Raw genomic sequence first — 20,982 nt, forward strand, 5'->3', positions numbered from 1 at the left:
GATTTGATTCGCATTCCAGTTTTTTCGTGCACGAAGCGCTCGATGATCTGTCGGCGTAGGTCCTTTGCGCGCTTTTTTTGACGACCGCGGCTGCGTGATCCTGCGCAGCTCAGACGTTATCCGGAGATGACCCCCGATGTTTTTGAAATGGACGCGCCAGGCAGAACCCGAGCAGGCAAAACAGGGGCATGTCGAAACTGCCGTTGTGGATCCGGCCGAAGCGGAGCGAATCAAGGATCTGGAAGCGAAAGTCGCAGCCATGAACCGGTCGCAGGCGGTCATCGAGTTCAACCTGGACGGAACTGTGCTTCAGGCCAACGAAAACTTCCTGTCCGTTCTCGGTTATACGGCGGAGGAAGTCGCCGGTCGTCATCACCGCATGTTTGTGAACCGTGATTACGCGATGAGCGACGACTATCGCAACTTCTGGGACCGGCTCAATCGCGGAGAATTCGTCGCCGAGAAATTCAGCCGGATCGCCAAGAGCGGCAAGAATGTCTGGATCCAGGCATCCTATAATCCGATGATCGACGCCAACGGCAAAGTCTACAAGTTCGTCAAGTTTGCGACCGACATTACGGCTGCGGAAGAAGAGCGCGCGCGCAATGAGCAGGATCGTGAAGAGCTTGCAGCGCGTCAGGACGAGGTCGTCAAAGCGCTTGGAAACGGGCTGCGCCAGCTGACCGAGGGCAAGCTGACGTTCCGTATCAATGAACACTTCCCGCAAGAGTATGAGCAACTTCGGAGCGATTTCAACGTCGCGATGGGCAAGCTGCAGGACGCTCTCAAAGGCATCAGCATCAACGCGAACGCGGTCCGTTCCGGTGCCGCTGAACTCGCCGGTGGCTCCGACGATCTCTCGCGGCGCACGGAACAGCAGGCTGCATCGCTCGAAGAAACCGCAGCTGCGCTGAACGAGATCACGACAACCGTCACTAGGACGGCGGAAGGTTCGAAGCAGGCGAGCGCGACCGTCAGTACGGCGCGGTCCGAGGCCGAGCATAGCGGCGAGATCGTCCGTCAGGCGGTGACGGCGATGCAGCAGATCGAGACGTCATCGCGCAAGGTTTCGCAGATCATCAGCGTCATCGATGAGATTGCTTTCCAGACCAATCTTCTTGCGCTGAACGCGGGCGTCGAAGCGGCGCGCGCGGGCGATGCCGGACGTGGCTTCGCGGTCGTGGCGAGCGAAGTTCGTGCGCTGGCGCAGCGCTCGGCTGAAGCAGCGAAAGAGATCAAGGGTCTTATTTCAACCAGCTCGCATCAGGTCGAGACCGGGGCAAAGCTGGTCAGCGAGACGGGTGACGCCTTGAACCGCATCGTCCTGCGGGTGAACGAGATCAGCGATCTCGTGCGCCACATCGCGACCGGCGCCGAAGAACAGGCAACGAGCCTGAGCGAGATCAACAAGGCCATCGCTCAAATGGATGAAGGCACGCAGCAGAACGCGGCGATGGTCGAGGAGAGCACGGCCGCGGTCCATGCCCTGGCGACGGAAGCCGATACGATGGCGAGCCTTATGGCGAACTTTGACATCGGGGAAAGAGATACGCTGCGCAGGGATCTCGAGCGCGCCGCTCCGCATGCCTTCCGGAACGCTCCGAACGTTGCGCCGGGGCGAGCCGCTGCATCACGGCCGCATCCGAGGGCGGCGCGGTCTACAGTCAAACCGGCCGTATCGGCACGCAAGGTCGTCAACGGCGCCGATGATGGCTGGACGGAATTTTAATCGCGAGCGGAAACGGAGAGGGTTCGGTTCGGCCGAGCCCTCGCACCTTGTCCAAAGGATGAGATCATGACGACACCAACGAAATCCGACGGCGCTCAGGGCCGCGAACTGATCGCGTTTCGGCTGGGACAGCAGGAATTCTGTCTCGATGTGATGAACGTTCGCGAAATCCGTGGCTGGACTCCGGTGACGCCGCTTCCGCATGCTCCGAGCTACATGCTGGGCGTCATCAATCTGCGTGGCATGGTGCTGCCGATCATCGATCTTTCCGCGAGGATGGGGTTCGCGCCCACCGAACCCTCGACGCGCCATGCCATCATGGTCGTTGAAATGGGCAAGCAGGCGATCGGATTTCTGGTCGATGCCGTTTCGGAAATCTTCAGCGGCAAGGACAGCGATATTCAGCCGACGCCGGATGTCGCCTCTGCTGCCACGCGCAATCTGATTCAAGGCGTCATCGCAGGCGAAGGGCGGATGATCAGTGTCCTCTCGCTCGACAGGGTTGCCGCGACCTCGGAAGTGCTGGCAGCGTAAGACAAGGGCTTAACGATCGAGGCGATGCGGAACGGCGTTCCGCATCGTTTGAACTCTGTTGCCGACTGCGCGACGCGCATTAATAGCGATGGAAAATTTCGAGCTCGTGGGTCGTCGCGAACGCATCCAGCCGCTGACCCTGGTGCGGGAAGGCCTTCTCGTCCCAATCAATCCGCCATTCCTGAAACTCGTCATTGAAGTGAGCTTCGGGAAATTCCTTCAGGAGCAGCTCGGTCAGCCTGCCCTCCCTGGGCAATGCAAACGCATGACTTGGAGGTTTGTCGAAATGGTGGGCCTCCTTAGCATGATGCATGCGAGTTCTCCGAGAAAAGCTCCGATTTAAAGGGATTTGGGAATCGCCGGGCGGGTTCGCCAGGACTCAGCACTTATCGACGTGGACTACGGTTGCGCCGTTGTCGTGAAAAAACGCCTCGAGGCGTGCGTTGGAGTCGGCGTATGTGCCCTTCTTCCAGACCATGCGCCATTCGTGAGCGGACTCGTCGAATGCGGCTGTCGGGAAGGCCTTTTGAAATCGCTCCGCGAGTTCGCCGTCGCGAGGCATCGCGATGGAATGCAGTTCGCACATCTTGGTCAGGGTTACGTGCTTCTCGCTGGCGTCCGTCATCGCGTTCTAAAATCCTTTTCCTTATCGTCTTAAGATGGATCTAGCCGGCTCAGAGAGCGCGCATCACCCATGCCAGCGTTCGATGCAGAGCAAGGGTTGCGAACGCCTATTCATAGCCTAACGACTATATTGAATATTTGCAGCGTTCAAAAGCGCGCACCATGAGCCAAATCAAACTGAAAAATGCCGGCCCTGCTGCTGCGCCGCAGCAACGTGACCGGCACTCTGAATATCCATCTTATAATGCGGCGGCACAGGAGAAGGCGGACGCTAGTCTTCCTTCGTTCCGGTCTCCTGGATGCCTTCCTCGTTACCGTAATACTTGTACGGCAGGAACTTGCCTGACATCGATATTTGCACCCTATCGCCTTTGGCGTGCGGCTGGCGTTCGATGCTCATGTCGAAATCAATCGCCGACATGATGCCATCGCCGAATTCTTCCTCGATCAAGGCTTTCCAAGCCGGTCCATTGACCATGACGAGTTCGTAGAACCGATAGATCAGCGGATCGGTCGGGGGCATTGGCATGCCGCGGTACGGCACTTCATTGAGCAGGCGCTCCTCGCTTTCCGACAAACCGAAGAGGTTGGCTGCCTTCTTTGCCAACGGTTTGACGAGCTTCTGCTGTCCGAGCAATGCGCCGACGACAAGGACAGGCGAAATACCTCCGATCGCATCGGTGATGTGCTTCCAGCTCCAACCCTTCGCACGCTTGATATCAAGAATCTTCTCGGTCAATTGATCGCGACGCATGGTGCTCTCCAAGATGGTGATGAGGCGGCGAGCGTCACCGCTCGCCGCCGATTGTCATGTGGCTAGAAGTTCTAGCGCTTGAACTTTGCCGCTTCTTCCGAGCCGCCCGTCGCGTTGCCGGCGCTGTAGGAGTGCGCGCCGACGCCCGCAAGCTTGCCGCCCTGAACGATCAGATATTCGTTGCGGATCGGCTTTTTCGCGAAATAGCACTCGAGGATTTCACGCGTTCCAGCCGCATAGCGGGCCTGCGCCGACAGCGATGTGCCGGAGATGTGCGGGGTCATGCCGTGATGCGGCATCGTCCGCCACGGATGATCCTGTGGCGCCGGCTGCGGGAACCAGACGTCGCCGCCGTATCCTGCGAGCTGACCGCTTTCGAGCGCGCGCACGATCGCGTCGCGATCGCAAAGCTTGCCGCGAGCGGTGTTGACCAAGTACGCGCCGCGCTTGAAGTTCTTCAGCGACTTGTCATTGATCATGTGCTCGGTTTCAGGATGCAATGGGCAGTTGAGCGTCACCACATCGCAAACCTTGGTTAGGCTTTCCAGGCTCGTGTGATGGGTGAGGTTCAACTCCTTCTCGACGGCTTCGGGCAGACGATGGCGATCGAGATAGTGCAGGTGGACATCGTGAGGCTTCAGCAGGCGCAGAACGCGCAGGCCGATGCGGCCGGCGGCGACGGTGCCGATGTGCATGCCTTCGAGGTCGTAGGAGCGGCTTACGCAATCGGCGATATTCCAGCCGCCTTTGATCACCCAGTTGTAGGACGGGATGTAGTTGCGAACGAGCGCGAGCATCGTCATCACGACGTGCTCGGCAACGCTGTTGCTGTTGCAGTATGTGACCTCAGCAACGGTGATGCCGCGATCCATCGCAGCCTGAAGATCGGTGTGATCCGATCCGATGCCGGCCGTGACGATCATCTTCAGCTTCGGCGCCTTGGCGATGCGCTCGGCTGTCATATAGGCCGGCCAGAACGGCTGCGAGATGACGATCTCAGCGTCATGCAGTTCCTGGTCGAGCTTGGAATTCGCGCCGTCCTTGTCGGACGTCACGACGAGTGTGTGGCCGTTGCTTTCCAGAAACTTGCGCAGGCCGAGTTCGCCCGAAACGCTGCCGAGGAGCTCACCGGGCTTGAAGTCGATGGCCTGCGGCGTGGGCGCCGTTTGCCCGTCAGGGTATTTGGTGATGATGGGGATATCATCCCGCGCGTAGGACTTCGGAAGTCCGCCAACGGGATCATCGTAGAGGACACAGACGACTTTTGCCATTTTCATATTCCTTCATGGACTGGGGCATGAGGGAGCGCCCACGCACTCGCGTGCAGGTGGATTACTTTTGTGATGAGGGGCTGGTTGCGGATCAGCCTTGGCTAATCGCGTTTGCTGCTCCTCGCGCTTCCTCACCTCGACGGCGTGGCAATGTCTCCTGCCGTTGTCGCGCGTTAAGGTTGGTGCGACTGTCGGGGCGTGCGCCAAGATCGTCAAACAAATGGATTTTGTCGTTTGATCGATGCCATCGATCAGTTCGACGTCAGGTCGCTGCGAGCAAAGCGTCTTCGAAATCCAGGCGTTTTGCGCATTGCAGCAGAGCGTGCGCGAGCGGCGGCATCGGATCGCGATCGGATGTGACCAAGCCGATGTTTTGTGAATGAATTGGATCGATGAGGTCGATCGATACGAGATCTTTGCACTCGGAAAACAGGTACGAAAACGTGTGCGGGACGATGCTCGACCAGACGCCGCTGCAGACGTAGGAACAGACTGCAAGGAACGAGTTCGTCGTTACGGTCGGAGCGAGCTTGAGCCCAGCTGAACGGGCGATATTGTTAAGGACGCGCCGGTTCTGCATGCTTTCGTTCAGCAGGCACAGATTTTCGTTGGAAGCGTCCTGCCACGTGATGCTCGGCAGTTTTGCGAAGGGGCCGTGGGCGCTCGTCACGAAGACGTATTTTTCTTCGTAAAGCGGGCATTTGCGAACGTTTACCAAGGGTTCGTTGTCGAGATAGGTCAAGCCTGCATCGAGTTCGAACTTGTCGAGGCCGCTTTGAATTTCGACCGACGTCATCGAGTTGACGTCGACGGACACGTGCGGATGCTTGGCACTAAATGCTGCGGTCAGTCTCGCGAGGGCCGGGATGGCGGCCGGGATGACGCCCAGGCGCAACGTGCCTTTGAGGCCGTCACGCAATCCTTCGACGTCCTGTTTCAGGCTTTCGTAGTCGACGATGATTTGGGCTGCCCATTCGACGACGCGCTCGCCTTCGGGGGTCAGTCCCATGAAACGAGGCTCGCGAATGACAAGCCGCATATCAAGCTCGCGTTCGAGCGCCTTCAATCCGGCGGAGAGCGTCGATTGGGTAACGTTGCATTTCTCGGCCGCACGCGCGAAGTGCTTTTCGCGCGCGAGGGTCACGAGGTAGGTCAATTGACGAACAAACATCGGTTGCGCGCTCGATCTTGAGGGTCGCGTCGAAACAAACTTATATATAGCGCTTTGGCTATATCGAAGAACAAGTTAAATTATCGATGAAGTCCGTCGAGAGCCATAGAGGGCGCCCGGATTTAGAACGTTTCGCAATGGCAGCCGGTTTTCGATGATGAAGGGTCACGACGTCGTAACGATCGACGGCTCCAGCTGTCCCACAGCAGCCTGCAGCGAGCGTCTGCTGCCTTGATCAAGGCCCAACGCTTCAAACGTTCGCTCCAGGTATTGGAGAAAAACCCGCCAATCGCTTGCCGTAATCGGGAGGTGCGCGTGGGCACTTACCATGTCACGCCCGGCGTAACGTGTGGGCCCGCCAAGCTCAGAACACAGATACTGAATCAGAAGTTTTTCTTCCTGGCGGATACCGACGATGCTGCGATCGGACCAGAACCGGCCCACTTGCGGATCTGCCTGCATGCGGCCAAGAAGGTCACGCGCCAGCGCGGTGATCGTCGCGCGCCCTCCGATCCGCAAGTACAGCGAGTCTGCTGCGGGGCGCTGAATGTCCAAAGCCTTGAGACGCGACGCCAGAGTGGAGGGATTCATGCGCAGAAGTTCCGCTGCGCCGCCCTTGCCGGATACGCGCCATTTCGCGACTTCCAGCGCGGCAATCAGATTATTGCGTTCAAAAGACAGCACTTCATCGGCGGTGACATAGTCGCCGTCGACGGTTTCGGTTGGCGTGCGCGGAAGAGCGGCTGCCCTTGGTTTCGGAGCGGGCGGCAGAACGGCGTCCAAATCCGCGCTGCCAAGAATAATGACTCGCTCGAGGACGTTGCGGAGTTCGCGAATGTTTCCCGGCCAGTCGTAAGCGCAGAGCTGGCGCACTTGCTGCTTCGAAAGACGCGGCGGTTTGCGCCGCAAGCGGCCTGCGATCTCGGCCAGGATGTGATCCGAAAGCATGCCGATGTCGTCGGCGCGCTCTCGCAGAGGAGGAACCTCGATCGGAAACGTGCTCAGCCTGTAGTAAAGATCGGGCCGGAACCTTCCGGATGCCGCATCGTCCGCCAGGCATCGATTGGTTGCCGCAATCACGCGGACATCGACTTGCCGGGTCTGATCGTCGCCGACGCGCTCGAAGGACATTTGCTGAAGCGCGCGCAAAAGCTTTCCCTGCAGCTCAGGGGGGATCTCTCCGACCTCGTCGAGGAGAAGCGTGCCCTGATGCGCGGTTTCGAGCCGCCCCTTGCGGTCGCGCGTTGCGCCGCTGAATGCGCCCTTCACGTGGCCGAAGAATTCGCTTTCGAACAAGTCTCTCGGGACTGCCGCGCAGTTCACGACGACCAGCGGCTGGCGAGCGCGCCGGCTACGCTCGTGGATACGGCGGGCGATGAGTTCCTTGCCGACGCCGGACTCGCCGAGGATGAGAACCGTTGCATCGGTCAGTGCGACGGCGTCCGCGCGCTCCACACATTGCCGGAGACTTCGGCTTTGTCCGATGATGGCAGAAGAGCTGTTATCAGTCATCGCGAGATTTCGCATTGGTTTGCGATTTCTCACGATAGCGTGGTTATGACTTTTCGCAAATGAGTTCGATGCAAATTTTGTGGAGGGCGTAACACCGTCATAACGCTGATGATTTTCCGTTGGCAGCATGTGGCACGCAAAATGCTCTCTCCTCATCAAAAACTAGGGAGAGTTTGAATGCTCAAAGCATCCATTTTTCTGTCGGCTCTTTTTCTTGCAGCGCAGGCCGCGAGCGCGGCTGAGGTCGGATCGAATGTGGCGCCGTTGTCCTTCGGCAAGGATCAGACAATCGTCGATATCGGCAAGGCCGTCTGGGGTCCGCTCAAAGTCGAGGGATTGCCGGAAGGGGGCGAGATCGCAGTCCTCAGAGGCGACCTTTCCAAGGGCGACGCCGAGGTGCTTTTGCGGTTTCCGCCGGGATATGTCGTTCCCAATCACAGCCACACCTCGGACGAGGTTTATCTCTGGCTGAGCGGGGCTTTCACGCTCGTCGCGCATGATGGAACGAGGACGGCATTCAATGGACCGGCCTACATCAGCTTTCCCGGCAACGCGCCTCCGCATGGTCTGGAATGCGGAGCCTCCGCCCCGTGCGTTCTCTATCTGAAGTATTCGCGGCCGTTCGATATCCAGTATTTCCCCGAACCGCCGCCGAAGCGATAGGTGTTGCAGCCGTCAGGAAGCAGCGATGGGCATTCATAATGCGCATTACCGCGTCGGGGCGCTCGCCGTTGTGGCGATGGCGTTCCTGCCGAGCGAAACGCAGGGCACGGGGTTGAACCATGTCCTGCAGCCGGGCAGCTATGAGGTCGAGGTGATCGCAGAAGATCCGGCGACCAGAGCACAGCAGACGGTTCGCAAAGTCGAGCGCTGCCTCGAAGCTCCCGCGATCGTCAAGCATGAGGTCTTTGCCATCCTGAGCGATATGCCGGCGTCGGACTGTCCGAAATACGAGGTCTGTGCGGGGGAAACGCGAACCGGTTTCATCGCGCAATGTGCGTCGGCGGACATATCTAGCGCGGTTGGCATGTTCGCTCTCGAACCCACGGCCTTTCGCGGCCGCATCGAGGTCAAGGATGCGTCCGGAAAACTGAAGAACGTCGAAATCCAGTACGGGCGGCGGACAGGGGCGTGCGGAGCGACGACAACGCCATAATCAGGCGAAAATGGCTGCTGTGGTGTTGCTGGCGCGCCTGCCGCGATTGCGCAGCGAGGGTGGGGTAGGCACTCACGCCGCGTTAACCCCCACGGCGTGTTACCGCATTGCCAACACAACTGGTATGCTGCCAATCGTGGTGAAGCACGGTGACAATTGCGTCGCGACGTGCTCATCCTAAAATCGCTGTTCAACAACACGGACTTTGACATGCCTCCCTATCGTTCACGAACGACGACTCACGGCCGGAACATGGCGGGGGCCCGCGGTCTGTGGCGCGCGACCGGCATGAAGGATGAGGATTTCGGCAAGCCGATCATCGCGGTCGTGAACTCGTTCACGCAGTTCGTCCCGGGGCATGTGCATCTCAAGGATCTCGGCCAGCTGGTTGCGCGCGAGATCGAGCGCGCGGGCGGCGTCGCGAAGGAGTTCAATACCATCGCTGTTGATGACGGCATCGCGATGGGCCACGACGGCATGCTCTATTCGCTTCCCTCGCGAGAGTTAATCGCGGACAGCGTCGAGTACATGGTCAATGCGCACTGCGCCGACGCGATGGTGTGTATTTCCAACTGCGATAAGATCACGCCCGGCATGCTGATGGCGTCGCTGCGCGTGAACATTCCGACCGTCTTCGTTTCCGGCGGACCGATGGAAGCGGGCAAAGTCGTTCTGGGCGGCAAGCAGCATGCGCTCGATCTGGTCGACGCCATGGTCGCGGCGGCCGACGACAGCGTTTCGGATGAAGACGTCAAGACGATCGAGCGATCGGCGTGCCCGACGTGCGGGTCGTGCTCGGGCATGTTCACCGCCAATTCCATGAACTGCCTGACCGAGGCGTTGGGTCTCGCATTGCCGGGCAACGGCTCGACGCTTGCGACGCATGCGGATCGCAAGCGGCTGTTCGTCGAAGCGGGGCACCTCATCGTCGATCTTGCGCGCCGCTATTATGAGCAGAATGACTCCAGCGCTTTGCCGCGCTCGATCGCGAGCTTTGCGGCGTTCGAGAATGCGATGACGCTCGATATCGCGATGGGTGGCTCGACCAACACGGTTCTGCATCTACTTGCGGCGGCGCATGAAGCCGACATTCCTTTCACCATGCAGGATATCGACCGTCTCTCGCGCCGCGTGCCGTGTCTTTGCAAGGTCGCGCCGGCGAAGTCGGACGTTCACATGGAAGACGTACATCGCGCGGGTGGCATCATGGCGATCCTCGGCGAACTGGATCGCGCCGGGCTGCTCGAGACGGAGCTTCCGACGGTGCATTCGGCAAGTCTCGGCGAGGCTTTGGCGCGCTGGGATATCAAGCAGACCAACGGCGAAACGGCCTATAAATTCTACAGCGCGGCGCCGGGCGGCGTGCCGTCGCAAGTCGCGTTCAGTCAGGAGCGCCGGTACTCGGAGCTTGATCTCGATCGCGAAAAGGGCGTCATTCGCGATAAGGCGCATGCGTTCTCGCAGGACGGCGGGCTGGCGGTTCTTTACGGGAACCTCGCCGAGGACGGCTGCATCGTGAAGACCGCCGGCGTGGACGACAGCCTGCTGACGTTCTCGGGCCGCGCGCGTGTGTTCGACAGTCAGGACGCGGCGGTGTCCGCCATTCTCGGGGGCGATATCAAGCCGGGTGACGTCGTCGTCATTCGCTACGAAGGTCCGCGCGGCGGTCCCGGCATGCAAGAGATGCTGTATCCGACGAGCTATCTCAAATCGAAGGGTTTGGGCAAAGCCTGTGCGCTCGTCACCGACGGGCGGTTCTCGGGCGGATCGTCGGGGCTTTCGATCGGGCACGTGTCTCCGGAAGCCGCGGAAGGCGGTGCGATCGGGCTGATCCAAGATGGCGATATGATCGATATCGACATCCCCAATCGCAAGATCGATCTCAGGGTCGATGACAAGGAACTCGGAGAGCGTCGCGCCAAGCAGTCGGCGGTCGGGTGGCAGCCAGCCGTGCCGCGCAAACGGCAGGTTTCGAAAGCACTCCGGGCTTACGCCGCGATGGCGACGAGTGCCGCGAAGGGTGCAATTCGCAACGTCTGATCTCTACGAGCTGGCGCGTGGTGAGCGGAATCTATTGTCCGGCCATCACGAAGCAATCGACGCCTTTGCGGCGTAGCTCCGTGCATGTCGATGCGGCGCGACCGGCGTCGAAGCCTGCGAAGCGGGCACGGAAAATCTGGCGGCCGTTGGCTGTCGCCGGGTGGGTGACGGACGGAACACCGGCCAGGAGCTTTTTGGCGCGGTCCTGCACGGAATTGAGGGCTCGCTGGGCCTCGGCGATCGAGCCGTAGGCGCCGATCTGGACTTCATATGCCCCGGCTGCGGCGCTGACGCGTGTGACCTGCCGCTGCTCGTATTGTGGCTGAGCTGGCGGCGGTTGCGACCGGCCCGTTAAGGCCCACGCCTGCGCATTCAGCGTCGACGGCGGCAAGCCGCGCTGGCGAGGTTCGGACGGCTGTGCGGCGCCGATAGCCGCCTGAGGCGGCGCGGGAGCAGGCTCGGTTTCGGCCACCGGCATTGAGGAGGCGGCAAAAGCCACGGGTTTCGCGGCAGGTCGCGCAACCGGCTTGGCGGCGGGAGCAGGCTTACGCGCTGCTGCGTTGGACGTGCCGAGCATTTCGGCGCGCTGGCCGAGGCGTTCGGCAGCGGCGAGGAACCCGGCATCGTCGCTGTGATCGGCGCTGGCGGTCTTGACGACGCCAGTCTCCGGCGGTTCGCCGGTGTCCGGGCGTGACTCCGGGGCGGAATCCTGAGGCGTGTCCTGCATGTCCGTCGTTTCGCTGGCAGCCGGCGCGGCGGGTTTCGCTTTCAGCGGGACGGGCTTGACCTTGAAGATCTGGATCGGGGTTTCGCGGCTTTTCGCTTCCGCGAAGCGCGGCGCCGGCTTTGCGGATAGCGGTTCGGGTTCGGCGGCCGCAACGTTGGTCGGCTTGGGCGTGCGCTGGGATGGGCGCGGCGCAGCTTTCGGCGCACCTTTGAGTTTGGCAACCAGCATCGGCTTGCGCGTTTTCGCCGTCGAGGCGCGCGTGAAGGCTTTCGTCAACAGAACGCGCATCTCGGCGTTGCGCGCCGCTGCCGTCGAGCCGCCGAAGACGACGCCGACGAGATGGCGGCCGCCGCGATGCACGGACGTTACGAGGTTGAACCCGGAGGCTCGCGTATAGCCGGTCTTGATGCCGTCGACGCCCTGGAACGTGTTGAGCATCGTGTTGTGGTTGCGGTACGACTTGCCGCGATACGCGAAGGTGCGGGTCGAGAAAACCTGGTAGTGGGCCGGGAAATCGTCCATCAGGCGCAATGCCAGAATTGCCATATCGTGCGCCGTGGAGACGTGATCGTCGTCGGGAAGTCCGGACGGGTTCTCGAAATGCGTCTTCGTCATCCCCAAATCGCGGGCGCGGGTGTTCATCAGCCGGACGAAGTTCGCTTCCGTGCCGCCGATCTTCTCGGCGAGCGCCACGGCTATGTCGTTGGCCGATTTCGTGACGACGGCCTTGATGCTGTCGGCGACGGAAATCTGAGCGCCGGGTTTGAGATCGAGCTTGGATGGTGCAGCGTTCGCGGCGCGATCTGAAATTGTGATCATGTCCGACATTTTCAGCCGGCTGCTCTCGATGAGCTCGAACGTGAGGTAGAGCGTCATCATCTTGGTGAGGGAGGCCGGATGGCGAATGGCGTCGCCGTCGTCATTGTGCAGGACCGCGCCGGAGTTCACGTCCAGCACGAACGCGGCATGCTTCTGCGGGGCTGCCGCAGCGCGCGCCGGGACGGCTCCGGAAAACGCCAGACATAGGAGCGCAAACGCAAACGCCCGTCGGAACACGACGCTAATCCCTCTAACCGCCCGAAGGAGGCGGCCCGCTTGACTGCCTGTTGCGCCGCGAGTTCGCCAAATTTGGCTCCCGCGGGTTTGCCCCACCCAGATTTTCGAGCAGAGCACTGTTTTTAGGCACCTTTTGGGCGCGGGAGCACCGGCCCGCACATTCAAGGAGCTTATAGACTGTATCGCGGAGGGGCTGCGGTAACGTTAAAAACCGCGGTAAATATTGGGTATCGGGACGTCCCGAAACGGGAATGGGCAAATTGTGTCGGGGGTGGTTGAGCGGGCGAGCTTAGAAGGATTCAGGCCTTTCCAGCAGAGCGGGTGGATGGACGCATGGAGACAACCCACTCGCGGGTGATCGAAAGCTTCGATGACGTCATTCGAACGGAAAATTTGCGAATTGCGATGGGACACCCCACTTTGCCCATTCTGTTTTTTGCTTGGGCGATGCTTATATTGAGATCCAAATTCGTGTGGGCGCGTTCTGTTGGATATTTGGCGAAACGCATTGGTAGCCGTCTGGGCCCGGGTCTGGGCAGTGGAGCGCAGCTTTTCTGCCTCGCCCGCGTCCGTATTGGCGGCTAGGTTCCGGAGGATAGAAGGATTCGGGACTTCCTTGAGGCGGGAGATGAAGACGAGAAATTTGCCCATTGCTGCGCTGATCCGGATGGCAGGGAAAGACGATCCACCGAACGGTCCGGGTCGCGACGATCGCGATGGGGATTCAAAGACCGGTATCGTCACAAAGACCCGACCGAAAACGAAGAAGCCGAGCCTCTACAAGGTTCTCCTTCTCAATGACGATTTCACGCCGATGGAGTTCGTCGTTCTTGTCCTTCAGCGGTTCTTCAACAAAGGACAGGAAGACGCGACGCGCATCATGCTGCACGTTCACCACAAGGGCGTCGGCATTTGCGGAGTTTATACGTACGAGATTGCCGAGACCAAGGTGACGCAGGTCATGGACTTTTCGCGGCAACATGGCCACCCTCTACAGTGCACTATGGAGAAAGAGTAGGACTCGATTGACATCGCTCTCCAAAAATCTCGAAGCATCACTGCACCGCGCGGTGCAGTACGCGAATGTGCGCCATCATGAATTTGCAACGCTTGAGCACCTGTTGCTGGCGCTCGTCGACGACCGCGATGCAGCGGCCGTCATGCGCGCCTGCTCGGTCGATCTCGAGCAGCTGCGTGCGCGGCTGATCGAATACCTCGACACCGAGCTTAAGCCGATCGTTTCGAAGTCGGCGCGCGACGCTCATCCGACGAACTCGTTCCAGCGCGTCGTGCAGCGCGCGATCGTCCACGTGCAGACGTCGGGCCGCGAGGAAGTCACCGGCGCTAACGTGCTCGTCGGCATCTTCTCCGAGCGGGAAAGCCACGCTGCATATTTCCTGCAGGAACAGGAAATGACGCGGTTCGACGCCGTGCAGTATATTGCGCACGGCATCGCCAAGCGTCCGGGCATGTTCGAGCCGCGCACGGTTCGCGGCGTCGACGAGGATGCCACGGCGACAGAGGGCGAAGAGAGAAAGCCCGGCGACGCGCTGAACACCTACTGCGTGAACCTCAACAAGAAGGCGCGCGACGGCAAGATCGATCCGCTGATCGGCCGCGAGCAGGAAGTCATGCGCACCGTGCAGGTGCTCTGCCGCCGTCAGAAGAACAATCCGTTGTTCGTCGGTGATCCGGGCGTCGGCAAGACGGCGATTGCCGAGGGCTTGGCGCGCAAGATCGTTGGCGGACAAGTGCCGGACGTGCTCAAGGGCGCGACTATCTTCGCGCTCGATATGGGCGCGCTGCTTGCCGGAACGCGTTATCGCGGCGACTTCGAGGAACGCCTCAAAGCCGTGATGAAGGAAGTCGAGGCTTTCCCGGGCGCGGTGCTCTTCATCGACGAGATTCACACGGTCATCGGCGCGGGCGCGACGTCCGGCGGCGCGATGGATGCGTCGAACCTGCTGAAGCCGGCGCTGCAGTCGGGCACGCTCCGTTGCATCGGCTCGACCACCTACAAAGAATATCGCCAGCACTTCGAGAAGGATCGCGCTCTCGTCCGTCGCTTCCAAAAGATCGACGTGAAGGAGCCGACGGTTGAAGATGCGATCGAGATCCTCAAGGGTCTGAAGACCGTGTTCGAGGATTATCACAAGGTCAAATACACGAACGAGGCGATCAAGGCGGCGGTCGATCTTTCGGCCAAGTACATTCACGACCGCAAGCTGCCCGACAAGGCGATCGACGTGATCGACGAGACGGGTGCGTCGCAGATGTTGCTGCCGGAAGGCAAGCGCAAGCGGAAGATCACGACCAAGGAGATCGAGGCGACGGTCGCCGTGATGGCGCGCATCCCGCCGAAGACGGTCACCAAGAGCGATGCGCAGGTCATCGCGCATATCGATCGCGACCTGAAGCGGCTGGTGTTCGGGCAGGACAAAGCCATCGAGGCTCTGTCGAGCGCGATCAAGCTGGCGCGTGCAGGTCTGCGCGAACCGGAGAAGCCGATCGGTTGCTACCTGTTCTCGGGTCCGACCGGCGTCGGTAAGACCGAGGTCGCGAAGCAGCTCGCCAATCTGATGGGCGTCGAGCTTTTGCGTTTCGACATGTCGGAATACATGGAGAAGCACACGGTTTCGCGTTTGATCGGTGCGCCTCCGGGCTACGTTGGCTTCGACCAGGGCGGTCTTCTGACCGATGGCGTCGATCAGCATCCGCATTGCGTGCTGCTGCTCGACGAAATCGAGAAGGCGCATCCGGACCTGTTCAACATCCTGTTGCAAGTGATGGACCACGGCAAGCTGACGGATCACAACGGCAAGTCGGTCGATTTCCGCAACGTCATTCTGATCATGACGACCAACGCGGGTGCGTCCGACATGGCGCGGCCGCCGATGGGCTTCAACCGTCAGAAGCGCGAGGGTGAAGATACGGAAGCCGTGACGAAGCTGTTCACGCCGGAGTTCCGCAACCGTCTCGACGCCATCGTGCCGTTCTCGGGTCTGTCGCCGGAGATCATTGCGCAGGTCGTCGAGAAGTTCATCTTCCAGCTCGAAGCGCAGCTGGCGGATCGCAGCGTTTCGATCGAACTGTCGGACGAGGCGACGCGCTGGCTGGCGGAAAAAGGCTACGACGAGAAGTTCGGCGCACGGCCGCTGGCGCGCGTCATACAGGAGTACATCAAGAAGCCGCTGGCGGAAGAGCTGCTGTTCGGCAAGCTCGAGAACGGCGGAACGGTGAAGGTACTCGTGAAGGGCAAAGGTCCGGATCGCGAACTGGCGTTCGAGTTCCTGCCGCTCGATCCGTCGAAGCGGGTCAGGTCGGCCGAGGACGAGGAGACGGACGACGACAGTCCGCAGCCCGTGCTCGCCGATGCAACGCCGAAGAAGGCGCTGCCCGGTCCGAAGGAGAAAGGCGAGAAGCCGAAAGAGTCCGGCGCGGTGCCGAGCGTTCCGCGCAAAAAGAAAGAGGAGTAGTTGCGCGGATCACCGCGCGACTGGAATTGAAAAGAGCGCGGTCCAGGCCGCGCTCTTTTTCTTTATCCGCTTTTGTTTGTCGGCTTTTCAATCGACCAGGAGCGGTGTTTTTCCAAAGAGCGTTGCATCGTCGAGATGCTTGACGAGAAAATTCGCGACGTCGGCGCGCGAGATGAAGCCGCCGCGCCAGTCCTTCGGCTCATTCAGGATTTTGTAGCGCCCTGTCGCAGATCTGTTCGTCAGTCCGCCGGGGCGCGCGATCGTCCAGTCGAGCCCGCTTTTTTCGACGATGTCTTCGGCGATGTCCTTGTCGTTATAGGCCCGTTGCAGCACGAGCGGAAAAATCAGGTTGTCGTAAAGGAAGTTGATGCGGCCGCGGCTGTTTCCGGCACCGGCGCCCGTCACCATCATCAGTCGGCGAACGCCGGCGCCTTGCATCGCCTCGACGAGCGCGCGCGTTGAATCGGAAAACAACGTCGTTCCGAGAAGCAAATCCGATAGGCTGGTCGCTCCGACGGCGTAGATCACGGCGTCGACGCCTTGAACGGCGGCTGCAACCTCGCCCCGCACGCGCGCGTCGCCGGTGATCTTCGTCAGGTTGGGATCAGAAATATCGATCGATGGGGCCGATCGTGCGAAGGCCCGCACCTTGTGGCCCGCTGCGAGCGCCGCCTTCACTGTTTCCAGTCCGATGCCGCGGCTTGCGCCGATTACAAGGATTAAAGCCATAAGCGTCAACTCCCGTTCAGTCGGATATCTCGAGCGTATCAGACCAAAGCTTTGAAGCCGAGCACGGTTCCGGCTTTACGCCGCAAGCGCTGCCTTCAGCTTTTCGGCATTGGCTGCGAGCACTGCATTGTCTTCCATGTTGCGCGCGTGGGTGTTCAGCGGCTTGCCTTCGTAACGCGGGATGACGTGGAAATGCAGGTGAAAGACCGTCTGTCCGCCTGCGGTCTCATTGAATTGCGCGATGCTGACGCCGTCAGCGTCGTAAGCTGATTTCGCGGCAACCGCCACTTTCTGAACCAGCGTAATGATTTTAGCGAGCACGGCGGGATCGGCGTCGAGGAGATTGCGCGAGGCTGATTTCGGCAGGATGAGCGCGTGCCCTGGCGATTGCGGCATCACATCCATGAAGACGATGGCGTCGGCGTTCTCGTAGACCTTGTGGCACGGAATTTCGCCGCGGAGGATCTTCGCGAAAATGTTGTTCGTGTCATAGGACATGATGAGGCTCGCTTGCGCTGGCTTTTCGCACGTCCGGCCCATCCGCACGTGCCCTAGAGCCTTACCGCTTCTCGTTGAAGCGCGGACCGGCTCCAGGTCTTCGTTTTATCGCGCTTCTTATTGGAAAACCGGTTCCCACTTTTCCGGAAGCACTTTAGGCGTCGTCTTTGCGATAGGGACCAAGGTCGGTCAAGTCGGCAGAGTATTGCGTGACAAGCGCCCGCTCCTTTTTGAGGAACCGTTCGACGGCGCTATGCAGGCCAGGGTCTGACAGCCAGTGCGCGGAATAGGTCTCGACGGGGAGATAGCCGCGCGCCAGCTTATGCTCGCCCTGCGCGCCCGCCTCGACGCGCGCCAGTTTGCGGCTGATCGCGAAATCGATGGCCTGATAGTAGCAGATCTCGAAATGCAGAGCGGGATGATGCTCGGTTGAGCCCCAGTAACGGCCATAGAGGCAATCGCCGCCGATGAGGTTCAACGCACCGGCAATATAGCGGCCGTCGCGTTTCGCCAGGACGAGCAGGCAGCTTTCCGGCATCGTCTGTCCGAGTTCGGAAAAGAACACGCGGTTGAGATAGGGCCGGCCCCACTTGCGATTGCCGGTGTCCATGTAGAACGCGAACATCGCGTCCCAATGCGCTTCGGTGATGTCGCTGCCGGTGACGTGTTCGATCTCGATGCCCGGGGCGATAGCCGCCTGGCGTTCCTTGCGGATCGCTTTGCGCTTTCGCGAGGCGAGGCTTGCGAGAAAATCGTCGAACGAGGTGTAGTCGCGGTTCTGCCAATGAAACTGTTGGCCGGTGCGCGTCAGAAAACCAATCCCGCGCAGGCGTTCGGCGGCATCGGCGGATAGAAACGTCAAGTGCACGGACGACAGCCCGCCCTGACGCGCAAGCTCCATCGATGCCGCTGCGAGCAACTGTTCGTCCGCGTTGGCTCGCGGGCCGGGCTTCACAAGAAGCCGAGGTCCAGGCACCGGCGTGAACGGCACGGCGATCTGCAGCTTCGGATAATATTGTCCGCCCGCCTGCTCGTAGGCTTCCGCCCAGGCATGGTCGAAAACGTATTCGCCCTGGCTGTGCGATTTGAGGTAGGCGGGCGCGGCGGCGGCAATGGCCCCTGTGTCATCTTCGAGGATCAGGTGGCGTGGTAGCCAGCCGCTTCCACGGCCGACTGAGTTCGAGACCTCCAGCGCTTTCAGGAACGCGTGCGAGACGAACGGATTGAACGTGGTTGGATCAGGATTTGCGCACGCATCCCATTGTTCAGCGTCGGCGGCTGCAATGGACGGTATGAATTTGACCACGGCGTCGGATGATGTCGGCATGAACTCAACGAATTGAACCGGACACAACGGATTTATGCAATGGCGTAATCGCCGATCAAAGCGCCGCGAGGGCAGATCTGGTGTGCGCCGGATGTCCGGCGGAGCCAGTACTTTTGGCGCTGACCTACGGTTCGAAGCCTTCGAAAATCATGGCGTCGGCGAAACTCGCCGCGATGCGCCGCTGTTTCGCAGTTCGGACTGTCCAGGTGAACAGCGGAAGACCCTGTACGATCCGCGCGTATTCGGTGACCGGCGTCGGAAGTGCGTTTACGTCGTAGGCGTAAAAATCCGGCGCGACGGGAGCGGATTCCAACAGATCGCGCAGTGCGGCGCCGCGCTTCGCGCTGATTTTGCGCGACCACCATCCCGCACCAATGTAGCTGCCCGAGATCATGCCGCGCGGCAGCTTTGGCGCGAGCGAGCGGATCATGGTCATCACGGCGGGATCGAACGACATCAGCGCGATCGGTCCGCGATAGGCGGAGGCGGACGCGGCGAGCTTGGCGAGAAACGATTTCTGCGGCGGATGCCATTCGCTCTTGATTTCGACGAGCAACGGCACGCGGCCCGAAACCAGTTCGAGCAATTCGTCGAAGGTCAGGATCGGCGCGCCGCCGACGCGATGGCGCAGCGATTGAAGCTGCCGTTCCGTGACTTTGGCGACCGGACCGCGACCGGCGACGAGGCGCGACAGCGCTTCATCATGGAATACGACCGGCAAGCCGTCGGCGGCCGGACGCACGTCGCATTCGATGCCGTAGCCTTTGGCGATCGCCGCTTCGAATGCGGGGCCGGTATTTTCGATGATCCCGCGCTTCGCGTTGTGCAGTCCGCGATGCGCAATGGGACGCAGGAATGTCGCGCGGTCGAGCATGGCCTAACGGATTTTGATGATCGCGTCGATTTCAACGCATGTGTTGAGCGGAAGGTTCGCCACGCCGACGGCAGATCGCGTGTGGCGTCCGGCGTCTCCCAACGCGGCGACGAGCAGATCGGATGCGCCGTTGATCACGGCGGGCTGCTCGTAAAATCCCGGTGCGGAGGCGACGAAGCCGGTCACGCGCAAAACCTGGGCGACGCGGTCCAGGGTTCCAAGCGCGGCCTTGGCTTGCGCCAACAGACTGAGGGCTGCGAAGCGGGCGGCGATACGCCCGTCCTCGACCGAGACGTCTGTCCCGAGCAAGCCGGTTAACACGCGTCCAGTCTCGTCCTTGGCGATCTGGCCGGAAATGAAAAGTTGGTCGCCGGATACGATGTGAGGCACATAATTGGCGACGGGTTGCGGAGCCTCTGGCAGTTTCAAACCCAGATCCGCGAGGCGCCGTTCAGCATCCGACATGACTTTTCCTTTAGTTTCCAGCGAGCAGGGCGAGAATTGGCCGTCGTGGCGCCTCTTTGCAATGCCTTTATTGACCCTTTAGATTGGGGCAATATGAAATACTGCCTTGTCGCGAAAGTGAGCGAACGCCGATGACCAGCCGGATTGAAATCAGCGCCCGGAGCGTGCTCGCAGCTCTCGCCGGACTGGCGTGGGCGGCTCCCGCAGGAGCGCAGGAGCCGGTGCATTTCGCTCCGCATCGCGCGGTCTATGAACTGTCGCTCGCGGATTCGAGCGCGGGAGCGGGCGTCTCGGGTGTTGCAGGTCGCATGGTGTACGAGCTGAACGGCTCGTCGTGCGACGGCTATACGCAGAACATGCGCTTCGTCACCGTGATGACGAACCAGGAAGGAACCGAGACGCTGAGCGATCTCCGGAACTCGAGCTGGGAAGACGCGGACGGCAAGAAGCTCAGGTTTTCTTCGACCCAGTATCAAAACGACGAGTTGGCGGATGCGAGCCAGGGCGATGCGGCCCGCTCGAAAGGCACCACGCCCGTGGTCGGTGTCGATCTCGTGAAGCCGTCGAAGAAGCGTGTGGCGCTGCCGAACGACATTTATTTTCCGATGCAGCACGCCTCGACGCTCGTTCAGGCCGCTAAGAACGGCGTCAAGCTTTTGACGGCCAACCTCTATGACGGCTCGGAAAAGGGCGAGAAGTATTATCTGACGAGCACGGCCATCGGGCGCGAGTACGCGCCGGGCGCCAAGCCGCTTTCGGCGGCTGCCAAGGGCGGTGAGAAACTCGCTGGCGTCGCCTCGTGGCCGATGTCGATCAGCTATTTCGATGCCGGCAAGGATCAGGAAGATCAGCTTCCGGCCTACGAGCTTTCGTTCCGGTATTTCGAGGACGGCGTGACCAGCGATCTCAAGATCGACTACGGCGAGTTCGCGATCAAAGGCGAACTTAAAGAGCTGACGTTCCTCGAACCGGGTAAGTGCCCGGCGTCGGCCAGCGCCCACTAAATCCGATCATCGTTAGCGCAGGCTGAAGCCTCCGG

20 protein-coding genes are annotated in these 20,982 nt (G+C 60.6%); 8 read left to right on the forward strand and 12 right to left on the reverse strand.

What is annotated here, in order from left to right; all coding sequences use genetic code 11:
- Positions 1–136 precede the first annotated feature (136 nt).
- Positions 137–1,729, forward strand: a complete 1,593-nt coding sequence (locus HDEN_RS02945) for a methyl-accepting chemotaxis protein (protein ID WP_013214640.1) — start codon at positions 137–139, stop codon at positions 1,727–1,729.
- A 66-nt stretch (positions 1,730–1,795) separates the two neighbouring features.
- Positions 1,796–2,263: a chemotaxis protein CheW gene (locus HDEN_RS02950; RefSeq protein ID WP_013214641.1), complete on the forward strand. Its 468-nt coding sequence runs from the start codon at positions 1,796–1,798 to the stop codon at positions 2,261–2,263.
- Between the two features lie 79 nt (positions 2,264–2,342).
- Here the strand turns inward: HDEN_RS02950 and HDEN_RS02955 are convergent, their stop codons facing one another.
- The 6 genes from HDEN_RS02955 to HDEN_RS02980 all read right to left on the reverse strand — a co-directional run bounded on the left by HDEN_RS02955 (position 2,343) and on the right by HDEN_RS02980 (position 7,595).
- Positions 2,343–2,576: a hypothetical protein gene (locus tag HDEN_RS02955; RefSeq protein ID WP_013214642.1), complete on the reverse strand. Its 234-nt coding sequence runs from the start codon at positions 2,574–2,576 to the stop codon at positions 2,343–2,345.
- A 66-nt stretch (positions 2,577–2,642) separates the two neighbouring features.
- A complete protein-coding gene (locus HDEN_RS02960; protein ID WP_013214643.1) occupies positions 2,643–2,888 on the reverse strand; it encodes a hypothetical protein in 246 nt (81 codons plus the stop codon).
- Between the two features lie 270 nt (positions 2,889–3,158).
- Positions 3,159–3,641, reverse strand: a complete 483-nt coding sequence (cynS, locus tag HDEN_RS02965; protein WP_013214644.1) for a cyanase — start codon at positions 3,639–3,641, stop codon at positions 3,159–3,161.
- Between the two features lie 71 nt (positions 3,642–3,712).
- Complete coding sequence (locus tag HDEN_RS02970; RefSeq protein ID WP_013214645.1) at positions 3,713–4,912, reverse strand: NAD-dependent formate dehydrogenase; 1,200 nt, start codon at positions 4,910–4,912, stop codon at positions 3,713–3,715.
- A gap of 262 nt (positions 4,913–5,174) precedes the next feature.
- On the reverse strand, positions 5,175–6,083 hold the full coding sequence (locus HDEN_RS02975; RefSeq protein WP_013214646.1) for a LysR family transcriptional regulator: 909 nt from the start codon (positions 6,081–6,083) through the stop codon (positions 5,175–5,177).
- Positions 6,084–6,248: 165 nt separating this feature from the next.
- Positions 6,249–7,595: a sigma 54-interacting transcriptional regulator gene (locus tag HDEN_RS02980; protein WP_041921798.1), complete on the reverse strand. Its 1,347-nt coding sequence runs from the start codon at positions 7,593–7,595 to the stop codon at positions 6,249–6,251.
- 177 nt (positions 7,596–7,772) lie between these two features.
- Here HDEN_RS02980 and HDEN_RS02985 point away from each other — a divergent pair, with 177 nt between their 5' ends.
- The 3 genes from HDEN_RS02985 to ilvD all read left to right on the forward strand — a co-directional run bounded on the left by HDEN_RS02985 (position 7,773) and on the right by ilvD (position 10,791).
- A complete protein-coding gene (locus HDEN_RS02985; RefSeq protein ID WP_013214648.1) occupies positions 7,773–8,258 on the forward strand; it encodes a cupin domain-containing protein in 486 nt (161 codons plus the stop codon).
- A 25-nt stretch (positions 8,259–8,283) separates the two neighbouring features.
- Positions 8,284–8,751 carry a hypothetical protein gene (locus HDEN_RS02990; RefSeq protein WP_013214649.1) on the forward strand — a complete coding sequence of 156 codons (468 nt, stop codon included), beginning with the start codon at positions 8,284–8,286 and terminating at the stop codon, positions 8,749–8,751.
- Positions 8,752–8,961: 210 nt separating this feature from the next.
- A complete protein-coding gene (gene ilvD, locus HDEN_RS02995) occupies positions 8,962–10,791 on the forward strand; it encodes a dihydroxy-acid dehydratase (protein WP_013214651.1) in 1,830 nt (609 codons plus the stop codon).
- 31 nt (positions 10,792–10,822) lie between these two features.
- Here the strand turns inward: ilvD and HDEN_RS03000 are convergent, their stop codons facing one another.
- Positions 10,823–12,574 carry an SPOR domain-containing protein gene (locus tag HDEN_RS03000; protein ID WP_013214652.1) on the reverse strand — a complete coding sequence of 584 codons (1,752 nt, stop codon included), beginning with the start codon at positions 12,572–12,574 and terminating at the stop codon, positions 10,823–10,825.
- 628 nt (positions 12,575–13,202) lie between these two features.
- Here HDEN_RS03000 and clpS point away from each other — a divergent pair.
- Both clpS and clpA read left to right on the forward strand, forming a co-directional pair.
- Entirely contained in the window at positions 13,203–13,592 is a 390-nt protein-coding gene (gene clpS / locus HDEN_RS03005) for an ATP-dependent Clp protease adapter ClpS (protein ID WP_013214654.1), read from the forward strand.
- 7 nt (positions 13,593–13,599) lie between these two features.
- Positions 13,600–16,050, forward strand: coding sequence for an ATP-dependent Clp protease ATP-binding subunit ClpA (gene clpA / locus HDEN_RS03010; RefSeq protein WP_013214655.1), 2,451 nt, complete (start codon positions 13,600–13,602; stop codon positions 16,048–16,050).
- Positions 16,051–16,137: 87 nt separating this feature from the next.
- Here the strand turns inward: clpA and HDEN_RS03015 are convergent, their stop codons facing one another.
- From HDEN_RS03015 to HDEN_RS03035, 5 genes are all read right to left on the reverse strand, one after another.
- Positions 16,138–16,779: an NAD(P)-dependent oxidoreductase gene (locus HDEN_RS03015; RefSeq protein ID WP_013214656.1), complete on the reverse strand. Its 642-nt coding sequence runs from the start codon at positions 16,777–16,779 to the stop codon at positions 16,138–16,140.
- 75 nt (positions 16,780–16,854) lie between these two features.
- A complete protein-coding gene (locus tag HDEN_RS03020; protein WP_041921800.1) occupies positions 16,855–17,277 on the reverse strand; it encodes an HIT family protein in 423 nt (140 codons plus the stop codon).
- A gap of 154 nt (positions 17,278–17,431) precedes the next feature.
- Positions 17,432–18,604, reverse strand: a complete 1,173-nt coding sequence (locus HDEN_RS03025) for a GNAT family N-acetyltransferase (RefSeq protein WP_013214658.1) — start codon at positions 18,602–18,604, stop codon at positions 17,432–17,434.
- 124 nt (positions 18,605–18,728) lie between these two features.
- A complete protein-coding gene (locus tag HDEN_RS03030) occupies positions 18,729–19,478 on the reverse strand; it encodes a glycerophosphodiester phosphodiesterase family protein (protein WP_013214659.1) in 750 nt (249 codons plus the stop codon).
- A gap of 3 nt (positions 19,479–19,481) precedes the next feature.
- Entirely contained in the window at positions 19,482–19,943 is a 462-nt protein-coding gene (locus HDEN_RS03035) for a RidA family protein (RefSeq protein WP_013214660.1), read from the reverse strand.
- Between the two features lie 131 nt (positions 19,944–20,074).
- On the opposite strand from HDEN_RS03035, the gene HDEN_RS03040 reads away from it, so the two are divergent.
- Positions 20,075–20,947: a cell envelope integrity EipB family protein gene (locus HDEN_RS03040; protein WP_013214661.1), complete on the forward strand. Its 873-nt coding sequence runs from the start codon at positions 20,075–20,077 to the stop codon at positions 20,945–20,947.
- The last annotated feature ends 35 nt before the right edge of the window (positions 20,948–20,982 follow it).

The sequence above is a fragment of the Hyphomicrobium denitrificans ATCC 51888 genome, from assembly GCF_000143145.1.
GTDB classification, from domain to species: Bacteria; Pseudomonadota; Alphaproteobacteria; order Rhizobiales; family Hyphomicrobiaceae; genus Hyphomicrobium_B; species Hyphomicrobium_B denitrificans.